This is a genomic window from Prevotella sp. C0209C1 (genome assembly GCF_056583855.1).
Map to the genome: position 1 here is coordinate 20,857 of NZ_JBWPJP010000025.1, position 14,714 is coordinate 35,570.

Annotated in this window: 9 protein-coding genes; 5 read left to right on the forward strand and 4 right to left on the reverse strand. The window is 43.8% G+C overall.

The features are described 5' to 3' along the window. Positions 1 to 4: 4 nt before the first annotated feature. From AC1DCD_RS07510 to AC1DCD_RS07525, 4 genes are all read right to left on the reverse strand, one after another. The gene (locus tag AC1DCD_RS07510) at positions 5 to 1,258 is read right to left on the reverse strand and encodes a site-specific integrase (protein ID WP_102189076.1); all 1,254 of its coding nucleotides are present in this window, start codon (positions 1,256 to 1,258) and stop codon (positions 5 to 7) included. Between the two features lie 262 nt (positions 1,259 to 1,520). Then, complete coding sequence (locus tag AC1DCD_RS07515; RefSeq protein WP_464641027.1) at positions 1,521 to 6,140, reverse strand: DUF2958 domain-containing protein; 4,620 nt, start codon at positions 6,138 to 6,140, stop codon at positions 1,521 to 1,523. Positions 6,141 to 6,232: 92 nt separating this feature from the next. Beyond that, the gene (locus AC1DCD_RS07520) at positions 6,233 to 8,305 is read right to left on the reverse strand and encodes a type IA DNA topoisomerase (protein ID WP_464641029.1); all 2,073 of its coding nucleotides are present in this window, start codon (positions 8,303 to 8,305) and stop codon (positions 6,233 to 6,235) included. 21 nt (positions 8,306 to 8,326) lie between these two features. After that, positions 8,327 to 9,736, reverse strand: coding sequence for a DUF3945 domain-containing protein (locus tag AC1DCD_RS07525; RefSeq protein ID WP_008447576.1), 1,410 nt, complete (start codon positions 9,734 to 9,736; stop codon positions 8,327 to 8,329). 347 nt (positions 9,737 to 10,083) lie between these two features. Here AC1DCD_RS07525 and AC1DCD_RS07530 point away from each other — a divergent pair, with 347 nt between their 5' ends. From AC1DCD_RS07530 to AC1DCD_RS07550, 5 genes are all read left to right on the forward strand, one after another. Further along, a complete protein-coding gene (locus AC1DCD_RS07530) occupies positions 10,084 to 12,372 on the forward strand; it encodes an outer membrane beta-barrel family protein (protein WP_231551761.1) in 2,289 nt (762 codons plus the stop codon). 137 nt (positions 12,373 to 12,509) lie between these two features. Continuing rightward, positions 12,510 to 13,394, forward strand: a complete 885-nt coding sequence (locus AC1DCD_RS07535) for a DUF6734 family protein (RefSeq protein ID WP_008447574.1) — start codon at positions 12,510 to 12,512, stop codon at positions 13,392 to 13,394. 110 nt (positions 13,395 to 13,504) lie between these two features. Continuing rightward, positions 13,505 to 13,837, forward strand: a complete 333-nt coding sequence (locus AC1DCD_RS07540) for a hypothetical protein (protein ID WP_464643469.1) — start codon at positions 13,505 to 13,507, stop codon at positions 13,835 to 13,837. A gap of 241 nt (positions 13,838 to 14,078) precedes the next feature. After that, a complete protein-coding gene (locus AC1DCD_RS07545) occupies positions 14,079 to 14,228 on the forward strand; it encodes a hypothetical protein (RefSeq protein WP_019036787.1) in 150 nt (49 codons plus the stop codon). 15 nt (positions 14,229 to 14,243) lie between these two features. Continuing rightward, a complete protein-coding gene (locus AC1DCD_RS07550) occupies positions 14,244 to 14,393 on the forward strand; it encodes a hypothetical protein (RefSeq protein ID WP_169495532.1) in 150 nt (49 codons plus the stop codon). Positions 14,394 to 14,714: the final 321 nt, after the last annotated feature.

Here is a 14,714-nt window from a genome sequence, read left to right on the forward strand (position 1 = left end):
CTCTTTAGTTGGTTAAATGGTATTGAGTAATGAGTGGGAGAATCTTCTCTACGTCCCGAAAGACACGCTCAGGGGATGTCTCCGCATACACTTGTGTAGTCTTAATTTGGCTATGCCCGAGCATCTTTGATACGCTTTCAATGGAAACGCCTTCTGAAAGTGTCATCTGCGATGCAAAGGTGTGCCGAGCCATATGAAAGGTTAGATTCTTTGTGATACCACAGAGCCGTGCTATCTTTTTGAGGTGGATATTAACGGTATCACAACCAGGAATGGGCAGGAGATAACCTTTGGGCGGTTCGTGGCGAAATGCCCTTGTATGGATGCCCCTATACCGTTCAATAATAGCAGAAGCTTCGGGCAATAGCGGAATGTAGCAGATATTTCCCGTCTTCACTCTCGGCTTGCGTATCCAAGTCATGCCATCTTCCTCTACAAGATGTTCGGTTGTAAAGTGGTAAATATCCGTGTACGATAAGCCTGTATAGCAGGAGAAGAGAAACATATCCCTCGACACCAGCTCATAGCTTTGCAAGTCTTTCTCACTTAACGCTACTATTCGACCCACTTCTTCCTTTGTGATGTATCGAGGTGTACCCACATCCCAACGGATAGAATGAGCGATGAAAGGATAAGTGTCAATAACGTGTCGCTTGTACAGGTCTTTGAGCAGAGAGGCCAGCATTGAGAGATAGCCAGCTGACGTGTTGAGCTTAAACTCCTTGTCTTTGGCAAAATACTCCTCCAACTCTTTGACAAAGCTGATATCAGCTTTCTGTACAGGCATATCCTCCATATGGTAGCGACATCTTATAAATTCAAACAGATGTCTGCGGAAGAGCAACAAACATTTTAGCCTTCGTTCGCTACGGTCTATGCCCACTCTGTCTTGGAATCGTGCAATATATTCGTCCAAGAAGTGAAGTAACCCTTGCGATTTGCTGTTCAGCCCGAAGACTAACTCTCTTACCTGCCCTGCTGTAACGCTATTGCCCAACTTGCTCGAAAGCGATTCATAAACTTGATGAATGCTTACTTGCAGTCTGTCGATTTCCTTATTTACCGATACCGCTTCGGCACTCTTACCCACAAGTCTTTGTTTGCGACTATCCCAAAGGTTACGAGTACAGGCGCATTTACAACTGAACTGAACCATCGAGCGACCGATGCTGATACGTCCCATAATGGGACTTTTGCCGTTTTTGTTCTGTGTGCTTTTCTTGAGATAGAAAAGCAACCTCATTTTTTCTTTTTCCATTGTCGTTATATTGTTTGCAAAATTACATCTCCAAGAGGAACTTATGATTGTGCAATACATTGATAATGAAAGAGAAAACACCGCTTTAGTTACCGCTTCTTTCCGCTCTTTTCCTTTCATCGTTTCTCGAACGATTTGGTAACTGAACTCTTGCCTTTTCGCTCCTTTTTTCGCCTATTCCCTTTGATGTAATCCCATGAAGAAAAGAGTAATACACTCTCTACTCCAGCGAGATACAGACATTTTCTCCTTTTCTTGCTTTCTACTCCCATACTTCCGCATAGAACGCAGCCAGCTCAGGCACCTTGATGAAGGTGCGGTAACGTTCTTTTTGGATAATCTCATTGGTGATGGAGAACTCGTAGTCAGTTGATTTCTTGGCAAAGACGGCTGCCCAAGCATCAAAACTGTTGATACCCTGCTTCTCTAAAGCCTGCGGACGCAGATACTTGAACAGAAGATACAGTTCCGTCAGACTATTGGAGATGGTCGTTCCAGAAAGAAAAGTCGCTCCCAAGTCCTTGCCAGACCTCTCCTGTATGGTACGAATGGCAAAGAGCATGTTTAAGGCACGCTGTGAGCCATCAGGATTGCCCAAGCCTGACACACGGTCATGGCGGGTGTTGAACATCAGGTTTTTGAATTGGTGCGATTCATCTACAAAGAGGTGATCGATACCCATCATCTTGAAGTCCACGGCATCGTCTTTTCTTTCGGCGATGCTGTCCTGTATGTTCTGTAACTTGGCTTCAAGTGTCTGCTTGCGCTTTTCTAAGCCTTTGAGCATACCACGGGAAATCTCCGCTCCTTGCATACGCAGGACTTCAAGGTTTTCTTCCACAGAGTCCTTCTCCTTCTGCAGGATAGCCTCTTGTACTTCCAAGGCTTGCGGTATCATGCCGAACTGCTCGTGCGTGAGGATGATGCAGTCCCAGTCGTTGTTCTTGATGTCGTTGAAAATGCGTTGCCTGTTCTGCTTATTAAAATCGTTCTTGCCGGGATAGAGTACCTTAGCATTGGGATAAGCTTTCCTAAAAGTATCGGCAATGTCGAAGACGTTTGCTTTCAGTCCGATAATCATCGGCTTGTTTGCCAGTCCCAATCGTTTCATCTCGTAGGCAGCTGTACACATGATGAGTGTCTTTCCCGCACCCACCTCGTGGTCACATATACCGCCACCATTGGTTTTAAGCATCCACACGGCATCCTTCTGACTTTTGTAGAGGTCGGCAATACCCAATCGTTTGAGGTCAAGATCGGGAAACGTCTGGTGCGTACCGTCAAAGTTGGGTCGCACAAAACAGTTGAAAAGGCGGTTGTACCTATCGGAGAGCTGCTGTTTGAAGGTATCGGGTGTGCGTCCGAGCCAATCGACAAAGCCCTGTCTGATTTCCTCAATCTTGGCGTTCGCCATCTGTATGGCATGTCCGTCCCTTACTTTGATGGTCTTGGTCTCTCCCGTAACCTTATCCGTAACTTCCTTGCTCTTGTTGATGTCGGGAATGGTATTGTGCAGGGCATGCTTCAGGAGATTGATGCCGTCATAGCTCCGGAACTCACCCTGTACGGCATACTTGTGCCAGATATTGGCATTCTTTCGGTCGCAGACAATGCTGTACTTGTCCATGTTGGAATGGTAGGATACATTAATGTCTGTCTCGAAGAACTCTGAAGCGAACCTGCCATAGACTTTGGCAGGTATCCAGCGTTCACCAAGGTTGAAGTCTAAATCGGCAAAGGGAATGGGTGTAGGTGTGGCTGCACGCAGGGCAGCAAGGCTCTGCTTTGCTTCTTCGTGTTCGGGATGGTCCAAGAGCCATGACTCGATGCGCTCCGCCTTTTCTATTACATTGCCCGAAATGAACTTGTCCGCCACTTCGTAGGCATTCTCTTCGGGATTGAAATAGATGCGACCTTCCAAGGAAGAAATAATGTCGTTTTCCTCCATATCAGGTAAAAGCGAACTCATGTAGTCAAGTTCCACCGTGCCGTACTTGTTGAGCGATGCCCCCAGTGCCTCCATCGGGTCTGCGGCAACGGTCAGTTCCGTGGTGGAAAATGCCGTTGGATGGTCAAAGATGTCCGCCTTGACGTACCTGCCGTTCTCAGAGCGTTCCAAGAAGAGCATTTCCACGCCTGTAGCATCCATCTTGATAATGTCAGTGTTAGCCTTCTGGTTAAAGTAGCCCCAGCGTGCAACATAGTCATCATATAGGTGGTTGAGCCTGCTACGATCTTCCCTATCTTCTGCATGGTTCTCTGCCTCGTAGTCATAGAGACGATGGTAGCACTCCCGTATCTCGATATAGCTTTTTAGTCGGGAAAGCTGGGCATACGGCAAGTCCATCGGATTAAAGGTTGGATGTCGCTTTAAGTCAGAAAGAAACCCCACCTGACCTTTCTGCACGACAATGGAGCCGTCTCTTAGGTGTGAGTCCGGCGAAGAGAGAAAAGGGCGCGGGGAAGCATCAAACTCCTTTCTGACTTCTGCTATCGGTTTTGGCTTGCGCTCCTCGGCTTCGTTCATGAAGTCGAAAAGTGATGGTTCACGTGAAGAGGAAGAAGCTGCTTTCCTGCTACTACGGGTACACCGTTGAGGAGACGTTACCGCCTTTTGTATCTTGGACTCCGATGGTTTCTGGGGAGCAATTTGAGTTATAGGACGGCGCACCTGTGAAGTTCCTGAATTATCCTTGATTTCATGGTTCACATGGGTAACTTCTCTTGTCCAAAGACTGTATTCCTCCGGGGCAAATAGTGACAGTTGCTCCGGTTGTCCGATATCTTCCATGTTATGGTCCACCACCGGATGATGATCGTCGTCAAAGAATATCGTCTGTCCGTTCATTTCTCTTGGGGCTTCAATATCCGTACGGATTTCCTGCGGTTCCTGCTCGTATTGATGATGAAGCGTCAGGGCGGGTACGCCTTCGGGTGCAGGTTCAACGTTTATGGATGGTTGCTCTGACACAGATTGCTGTGGTACAGACTCCGATGATGGTGGTTGCAATGGAGTAGTCTCTCCATTGGAAACGGTATTTTCTGTTGCCTGTGCCTTGGTAATGGTAAAATCGTCCGGTTCTATGACTTGCCAGACATTAATTTCTGTTTCAGTTTCCAACTCTTCCTTGGATATCTTGATTCCAGAAGTACCGTTCACAGTCTTCTTAACCGTGTCTTCTGTATTTGTTACCGCTTCTTCCTTGATTTCCTCTGCCACCACTTCTTCTTTGGTATATTGTTCCCTGACGATTTCTTCCAACTCGGCTATCTCGTGCAATTTCTTAGGAGAGAAATACAGGTCGCGTTCAATCCCCAGTCCTCTTACCTTCACGCCTTCCATCTCATCAAGGGACATATTGCCAAGCTCCCAGCCGTAACCCATTGTCACGGCACCGAAGCCAATGCGGCTCTTAGGGTCATATTCCAGAAGGTAGGCTGTGTATGCTCCCATAGGGAAGAAATAGCGCGCATAGGCTATCTTATCGCCAATGAGTTCCTTTTCCGTGCTGTAAAGTTTTGGCAACTGTTTCCTGATACTGTCGGGCATGAGGTTATGGGCATCAGTATCGTCTTCCTCCTTTATTTCCAGCATTTGCGGTTTTCCTTCCGCCTGCACGGTAACTCCTAATTTTTGCAGCATTTCATTAACCCTCACCTGCCATTCTTCCTTGGTCATCGGTATGCCAGTTTCATAGAGCTTGCGGTCGATACGTTGTTCCATTTCAAGAGAGAGTTGTGTTCGGAGACTTTCTGCCATTTCCTCAATCCCTCCCGTGAACCGATACTCCCATGCAGGTCTTCCATAAGGGTCTGTACCCATTATGCGCTCTGTGGCAACGGTGCGATGAGAAATGTCCTTCCATTCTCCTACAAAAAGAGAGTTGTGCTTGAAGACGACAGAAGAGCCTTCTTCCTTGGGAACGGAAACGGTTTCTACGAACTGCTGCTCAATGCCCTCGCTGATTTCTTTACCTGTCTGCTTCTGTAGGACGATGAGGTCACTGCCTACATCCGTTCCTGCATTGTCTGAAAACATACCCGATGGCAGTCGGAGAGCGGAGATAAGGCGGCTGTTCTGCATGAGGTAACGGCGTATGGCTTCATTGCGGGGACTGTCCAAAACACCCTGTGAAGTGATGAATGCCAGTAAGCCACCTTCCTTGATGCAGTCCAGACCTTTCACGAAGAAGTAATTGTGGATGGCACGTGTGGACTCGCGCTTTAGTGTATCCTTACCTCTAGTGTACTCTCGGTCATAGACCATGAAATCACCGAAAGGAATGTTACTTGTAATAAGGTCGTACTTATCCTTGTCTTCTATCTCTCCAATGGCTTCAAAAGGCTCGTTTCTAACGAACACGTTGCCTTTACCATGAGGGTGCAGGGCTTGTGAGATGCGGGCAGTAAGCAGGTCTTTTTCCATTGCATCTACAACTCCCGCTTGCCTTGCAAAGGTCTCAGCAAATACTCCCATGCCAGCCGAAGGATCCAAACATCGGCGTATGGGTACATTTACAGAAGTGAGAGCATCGGCAATGGCGGTAACGATACGGGTATCAGTATAGAAGGAGGTCAGTACGCTTGCCTTGATGCTCTCCCAATACCGCTTGGCGGTGTTGGCATCTACGGCTTCTCGATAAATCATCTGCTTGAGCTGTTGGGTTGGTTCAAAGAGATTCTGCTCCGACTTGCTCCAATAGCGTATGTCATCGGGATTGTCTGTGCGGTTGAGCACACATTTCAAGCCACCGAAGCCCTGATAGTTCCGCAAGATAATTTTCTCAGTTTCGGTAGCTTCACGACGTTCTTTCTCTAGGCGCAAGACTACACGGATGGCTTCCGTGTTGGCTTGCAGGACTTCTTTCTTATTATATGCCATAAGGTATAACTTTTTCTATTATGGGAATAACTACTCTGATACCAAAGCTTGACCGTAATGTCAGACTTTAGTATCAGAAATGAAGTAATATGCTATTTCCGTTTCTTGTTCTGCTCAAATTCAAAGGTAGTGGTATAATCATCCTTCAAAACCAGTCGGGCGTTGAATTTCTTTCCTGCCTTGCTGGTCAGTCCTTTAAGGATAGGCGTACGTCCGGAGCTTATCAAGTCACGGATGTTATCTTCAGAGAGATGTATGCCGCAGACTTCACGAAACACGTGGAAACCACAGGTTTCATGTCTGCACTTGGCTACCTTGGCATAGATGCCGACACTCTGTTGTCCGCACTTTGGGCAGCGGTAGACTGGATAGGACTTCTGCTCTGAAGAAAGCGAGAGGAGTTCCTCGCAAATAGTCTCCACGTATGAATTAATGCCCTGTGCGAACCTTTCAGATGGCATCTTTCCAGCTTCAATAGCGGCAAGGGCAAGTTCCCAACTGCCTGTCATCTCCGCATTGGCGATTCTCTTGTCCTTGACAATCTCATAGACTGCCAGGCCTATCTCTGTAGGTATGATGGATTTCTTGTCCCTGCAGATATAGTCACGGAGGATAAGTGTCTCAATGATGTTGGCACGGGTGGCAGGTGTTCCGATACCACACTCAGCCATTGCCTTGCGCTTATCGTCTTCCTTCACTTCCTTGCCAGCATTCTCCATAGCAGAAAGCAGTGTCGCTTCTGTGTAGAGAGGTTTAGGTTTGGTCTTATGCTCGGTTATTTCAGCAGAAACAAGTGGCAAAACCTCTCCCTCCATTAGGCTAGGCAATGAAGACAAAATCTGTTCTTTACCATCTTCTTCCTTCTCAGTTTCCACTTCTTTACTTTTCTGTACGGCTTTCCAACCCAAGGAAATCTGCCTACACGCCTTCCAAGTAAAGGTGTTGGTGCCGTCAGTAAACCGCACCTGCATACGCTCTTCCCCTGAATCGGGGGAAAAGGCTTCTATGAAGCGATTAACTACCATTTGATAGATGGTTCTTTCATCTGCCGACATTCCTAAGGGTGTTTCACCTGTCGGAATAATGGCGTGGTGGTCGGTAACTTTGGCATTGTCCACCGAGTGGCGGTTAAGTGGATTTGAAAGTGTTTTGCCTATCTTGCGCAGCAGGGCGGGGACTTCCTCGAAGACATCCTCGCTGATGTATCGACTGCCAGTACGGGGATAGGTCGTGATTTTTTTCTCATAGAGACTTTGGGCTATCGAGAGGGTTTTGTCCGCTGAAAAGCCGTGACGTCTGTTGGCATCTTTCTGCAAGGCAGTAAGGTCGTACAAGAGTGGTGGCGCGGTATGCCCCACCTGTCTTGTGACCGACTCTACTTTAAGCCGGCTCTGACTGCGAAGCAGGGCGAGGGCAGTCTGTGCCGATGCTTCATTTTCATAGTCTTTACAGCCAACGGCTTTTATCGACAAGCCCTCTTTTTCTGTAAGAACGGATAATTTCCAGTAGGGTATGGAAGAAAAATCACGGTTCTCTATGTACCGACGGCAGACCATAGACAATGTCGGGGTCTGTACCCGTCCCAAGGAATAGCCTCCCCTGCGGGCGATAGACAATGCACGGCTTGCATTGATACCCACCAGCCAGTCGGCTTCGCTTCTTGCTTTGGCGGAATAATAGAGATTGTCGTAACTACTTCCCGGTTTGAGGTTGGAAAGTCCCTCACGGATGGCTTTATCGGTGAGGGAGGAAATCCACAAGCGGTCGAAAGGCTTATGGCAATTGAGATAGGAATAGATGTATCTGAAGATGAGTTCACCTTCACGTCCTGCATCGGTAGCAACGATGATGCGGTCTGCTTTGTCAAAGCTGGAGCGTATCACCTTGAGCTGTTTTAGTGCTGCTGGGTCTGATACAAATTCCTTGTTCCTGCGCACTTGGCGGACAATAAGTTGGAAAGGATTGGGACGGATGGGCAGGTCTTCGGCTTTGTAGGCAGAAAAGCCGTAGGCTTCAGGCATGGCAAGGGTAATAAGGTGTCCCATTGCCCATGTAACGAGATACCCACTTCCTTCTAAATATCCGTCCTTCTTGCTATTTGCCCCAACAATGCGGGCTATATCTCTGGCTACCGAGGGTTTCTCGGCAATAATACAAGTTGTCATAGTCGATAATAGAATTAAGGGTTACATCTTACGTCCACGGGACTTCTTCTGTTTGTTCTCGTCCTGCTTTTGCTTTTGGGCAGCAGTAGGCTGTGTTTGCCCTGTCTTCAATGGCTCTTTCACGTTCTTCGTGGCTTCGTTGGTCTTGCCGTCATTATTGACCGCTACCTGTGTCTTGTGTTCTTCGGCTACGGCAACCACTTTTTCCTTGCCGGTTTCCTGCTTCTTGTCAGGATTCCACTTGTAAAAACGTGGGCGGTTCTGCTCCTTGTCTATACGAACGTAGGCGTTAAAGGAGTTTCCCTCCTTATCGACCATGTTTTTCAAATAGAGTGTGCGACCGCTATCCAATGCTTCACGCTGTTTTTCTGATAACTCCAAGCCGCAAAGCTTATGTGGGACACTTTGCTGCTGTGTCTGTTTGTGTTCCTGTCGTTCTCTTAAACTCTTGCCCTCGCTAAAGATGAACTCAATGCCCTTTCGCTCGGCATTGACCTGCAAGGTGGCGTTGAAAGACTTGCCGCTCTTGGCGGTCATACCCTCCACCTTCACGGCTTTGCCTTCCACAAGGTCTTTATACTGAGCGTCAGAAAGGGTAACACCCTTGATTTCCTTGGGGATGTTCACACGGTCGGCACGTAAGGCAACAATTTCGTTGGTCTGTGGATCGATGGAGACATAGGCAGAAAAAGCATTGCCGTTCTTTGGCGTTACTTCGATTGTCTTGTCAAGGTTGCCCGTAGTGAGTAGTTGTTCTTTCTCTTCGGGCGAGAACTTGTAGCCCATATAGGGGAAGTCGAGCTGTGGCTCCTTGCGTAAAGGGTGGATAGCCAAGCCGACATTTCCGCTATCGTCCGTACGAAAAGCAAGACGTGCTTCGGTGTAGATCGTTGTATCACCAATAGGTACGGCAATAGTAACAAGGTTACTCTTCTGCCAAGAAAGCATCTTTTCTAACTCTCCACTTTGTTTCAGTCGTTCACGGGTAAGACCGAGGTTGTCGAGTTGCTTCCAATCAATCTTTGATTCATCAATGACTGTGGCGTTCTTCTTTTTCGGCAGATAATCGTCAAAGGATACTCCAATCTCTGTCAGTTGCTGTTTGCTTTCTGGCTTTTCGCGGCTTTGCAACATGGTGCGAAGATTGTCCACACCTTGTTCTACATTGTTTGCCAAAACTTTGTACAGTCCGAAACGAGATGGCTCGTTGAACTGACGGAGAAAATTGCTCATGAAGTTTTTTAGAAGTCCGTCCTTGTTGTTAAACTTCAAGAACGCTGCCTGATTCGCAGCGATTGCTTCGGTGGTTTTAAGGTTACCCTTGTCGTCAATACCAGAAATTACGGAGAGTTTTCCCGCTTCTTGCTCATTCTTCACTTCAGTGCGGTCTTCCAAGACCAGCACGTAATTGTCATTGCTGTTTGATTCCATTGCTTAATAATTTTAATGATGAATACTGTTATCAAGCAGCTAAGTTATAAGTATATAAAGGTATAGGAAAGTTTTCTGGAAAAACAGGAAATATCGGGATTTTACGTGAAATTGAGTTTTATATTTGTAGATATTCTTGTAAAACATGTTATTATCAACAAAATGATACTATTTTGTATAAATAATTTTGTCCTCTCGAAAAAAAATATACCTTTACACTTTAATTCTTCAATTCCTTATCCTGGCAATAAGATTTTTGATGTTTATTCTAACTTTTAAATAGTAATATAATGATACATTTAGATAGTTTGTTCTCAACAAAGCTGTTATTTATAACTATACTGCAGATGTCGACATTCCAGGCTCTTCTCGCACAAGATTTCAATAATGTTGAGGGAACTGTTATAGATAACTCTGGCGCCCCCATCGAGTTCGCCAATATTACGCTATTCTCTGCAAAAGACTCCACACTCATCACGGCAACATCCACCCTGGATGACGGAACGTTCTCACTTCAAGTCGTAGATAAGAATGTCCAAAGCACACTCCGTATTTCTTTTATCGGCTATAAAGAGCTTTGGATAAATAATCCCAAAGGAAATATAGGCAAGGTTGTATTGACCCCTATAGACCTCCAATTGAATGAAGTCGTTGTAAAGGGGACGCGGCCAATGGTTAAACTTAAAAATGATGGCATACAGGTAGACGTTTCTGGCACCTATCTCTCCCATGCAGGGACAGCTCTTGATTTGATTGGCAAGATGCCGCTCGTTACCAGATTTGGCACAGGCATAGAAGTACAGGGGAAAGGCACTCCACTCATCTATATCAATAATCGACTGGTACATGACCAGTCAGAACTTACTCAGTTGTCTTCCTCGGAAGTGAAGCATGTGGAAGTAATCACATCTCCTGGTGCACAATACACCTCAATCGCCAATGCAGTAATCCGAATCATAACGGTAGCACCTATCGGTGAAGGCTTTTCTTTCAACGATCGAACGACACTTGGATTCAAACATTACGCTTATCTCTTTGAACAAACAAATCTCAATTACCGACGCAACGGCTTTGACCTTTTCGGGACACTAAACTATGAGAACTATCGTGAGCGTCTATTCTATGAAAACAGCATTAAACAATACTTGCCAGCAACAACTATCGAACAACACAATACGGGTAAAGAATTCTCCAAATATCCTGTCTACGCAGGAAAGATTGGACTCAACTATAACCATAAGACGCAGAGTTTCGGCATGTTTTACGATTTCAAGTTCAAACCTTCCATGTCATCTGGTCCATCAGAGAACTCACGTTATAACGACAATTTGTTTAAAGAGCGTCTTGACAACACATTCACCGCCAATCGCCATAATCGCCAACATTTGCTGAGTGCCTATTATTTAGGAACCGTGGGCAAATGGCAATTGTCCGTAAACATCGATGCTTTGTGGCAAATTAACGACCGTAATACAGACGAACAGGAATTGTCATCACTTTATCCAGCGCGCAGCTTTACGACAGCAAGCAATGTCTGCAATCGCTTAATTGCTGGCAACGCAACAGCTTCTTATCCAGTATGGAAAGGTGACCTGCGCTTTGGCACAGAGTTCAGCAACATACACCGTACTGATCTATACGTAGGTAGCACAAGCTATATTACCAGCAATGACAACCAAGTTGAAGAAATTACAACTGCTATGTTTGTCGAAAGTAACCAGACTTTTGGTAGTGTATCAGCCAACATAGGCTTGCGGTGGGAATCCACTGGCGCTAAGTTCTACCAGTTTGACGTATACTCGCCAGATCAAAGCCGTACGTATCACAACATTGCTCCTACGGTATCGCTCTCGTTTCCTGTTAGAAAGGTAAAGATGAGCCTATCTTACACGCGCAAAACTTCACGCCCAGCCTTTGAACAACTAAGTTCCGCTGTGAAATATATCGATCGTTACACCTACGAGTCGGGCAATCCCAATCTACGCCCTATTTATCGTGACTATCTCTCGCTCTCATCTTCTTGGAAGGAACTTTTTGTAGAACTGGAATACACCTCCACCAATAATTACTTTATGTGGCAGACAATTTCCTATCCTGGTAACTCCGAGGCTACACTGCTGACCATGCAAAATATGCCACGCTTTCATTCTTTCAGTGCCATTGTCAACTATTCGCCTACATTCTTCGGATGCTGGCATCCTGTTTGGACGGCTGGTATCACATGGCAGGATTTCCAGCTGACACATCATGGTGAACCAATGAAGCTCAACCATCCGTTGGGCATTTTCCGATTTAACAACAGTATTCATCTCCCATGGGATGTGTGGCTGAACGTGGATGTCTCCGTCCGCACCTCAGGCAATGGCGACAATGCCTACATACAAAGCTATTGGATCAATAACCTTGGATTGTACAAGTCTTTCCATAATGACGCATGGAGTATCAAACTACAACTCAATGATCTCTTTGGCACATTACGACAGAATTTTATCACCTACGATGCCCTAACACGTACAATGGTGAACAAATTCTACGATACACGTGATTTCTCCGTCACCTTTCGCTACAACTTCAATGCTGCCCATTCTCGGTATAAGGGGAGTGGTGCTGGTAATATAGAGAAGAATCGGTTTTAAATAGCATCTTATATTTTTTTTAGGACATCAAAAACAGCATCTTAAAATTCTTTCTCAAAAAGTATAGTTTTCTATCGATAATGAGTCACAATATATAGAATTATATGTTTACAATTAATTTATAATTATCAATCATAATGGTTACTGAATTAGTCCATAGTTACTGGTCTAAACCTTATTTTAGACCAGAAGCAGATAAAGGAGGATGGAATAAAAGATTATTTCATTATATGAGTTGTGCGTTTAGCTGTCTAAAATTCAGCGAGTTTCATAAAATTAATCTTGTGACAGATAAGCATGGAAAAGAATTATTTATCGATAAGATTGGCCTTCCTTACAATAAAGTGACAACCTCATTAGATGAGCTGAATACTATATATCCAGAATATCTTTGGGCTATTGGTAAAATATACACATACTCTCTGATAAAAGAACCATTCATACATGTGGATAATGACATTTACATATGGAAACCTTTAAAGAAACAACTATTTGAATCCAAATTAGTAGCACATAATTTGGAGGTTTCCTATCCTCATAACAAACAATTTTTTCAAGATATTCTAAAAAAATTTCACTATGTTCCAGATCTTCTTAAAGAAGCATTTGTTAAAACAGACAGCATTATTGAGATTAATGCAGGGATTCTTGGAGGAACTGATATAAGTTTTTTTCAGGAATATTGTAAATTGGCATTTGATTTTGTGGATAAAAACATTGATGTTATTCGAACATTAGAACGTCCTGGTATGTTTAATGTTATTTACGAGCAATTTCTATTTTATGCATTGGCTCAGTCCAAAAATATAAAAATTGAGTACTTGATAGATGAAGATGTAGACGAACATTTTCTTGGTTTGACAGATTTTTGGGAAACTCCCCATAGACAGCAATACATTCATGCTGTTGGTGCTTATAAGACATGGTATATTATTGGAGAACAAATGGCACATCGATTGTACATAGAATATCCTGACTACTTTCAACGAATATTAGATTTATATAAAAAAGGTGAACTATGAATTATCCTTTATATTTAGCAAGTGATGCCAAATATTTTCTTAATAAATGGCAGTCCGAAATTGGTCGTATAAGAGAAACAGAAGTTTGTATTGTACGCCAGAACCTCAAAATGCTATATTCATCATATAATGTGATGGATATTTCCATTATCCCCTCGCCTCTACTTGAATTAAGATCATATCTAGTAGGAGATAAAATTACACCTCATGTAATACTTCCCAAATATATTGCTACTGGAAATTTGGAATTTTATTGGGCTGAACTTTCTGGAGTTGATTTATTTCTTACTTCGCTATGTAAATACAATCATCCTATAAGTGGTAATGAAATTCACAGAATAGCATGCGACACAACTGACATGAAGCAAGATAGGTTATACTCTCGCCTGAATGTTGTTATTCGCAAATTTTTAAGTTATCAGTATATCTCATTGAATGTATAATAAGGAGATATATAACTTATGATTCACATAATACTAAATGAATAAGTCGTGTTGTTTCTTTTAGGAACTAATTATTCTAAAAAATAACAAAGAGAAAAAAAGATAAATTCGAAGATTAAGGCCTCACAATAAACTCTCGTTATTCTTTGGAGAATCGTATTTTTTTTGTACTTTTGTAGAGTCTAAGTTAAATTAGGGCATCAAAGAAAATCGAAATTATAAATTTGTAAAATAAGTAATTATGTCACAGCAAGAAAAAAAGATAGCTTTAGCTATGGATGCTCAGAATTTGTTAGATACTGAGATGCACGAAATTAAAGGTGGTTACGATTGCGAAACAGGATGTCGTCAATCGTGTTCCACATCATGTTCAAATAGTAGGTCTAAATAATTTAAACTTATCAAAATGTCACAAGAAGAAATGAAAATAGCATTAGTTTCAGATGCCCGAAATCTACTGGACTCTGAAATGCACGAAATTAAGGGTGGCTACGATTGTGAAACAGGATGCCGTCAATCGTGTTCCACATCATGTTCAAATAGTAGGTCTAAATAAATTAAACATTATCAAAATGTCAAAAGAAGAAATGAAAATGGCATTAGTTTCAGACGCCCAAAACCTCCTTGATTCTGAAATGCACGAAATCAAGGGAGGTTATGAATGTGAAACAGGATGTAAGGTTTCTTGTTCTGTTTCATGCAGTACTTCCAAATCTAGATAAAAAGATGCAACAAATCTTATTATAGGCGTGATGACATAACTCTTCACGCCTATTTAGTAATTAGGCATATGAAGATATTACGGGTCAGTCCTAAAACCCAGTTGCAAGCCCTCTCCTCTCAGGCACATAATTTCATAAGTCTATATAAAAAGAAA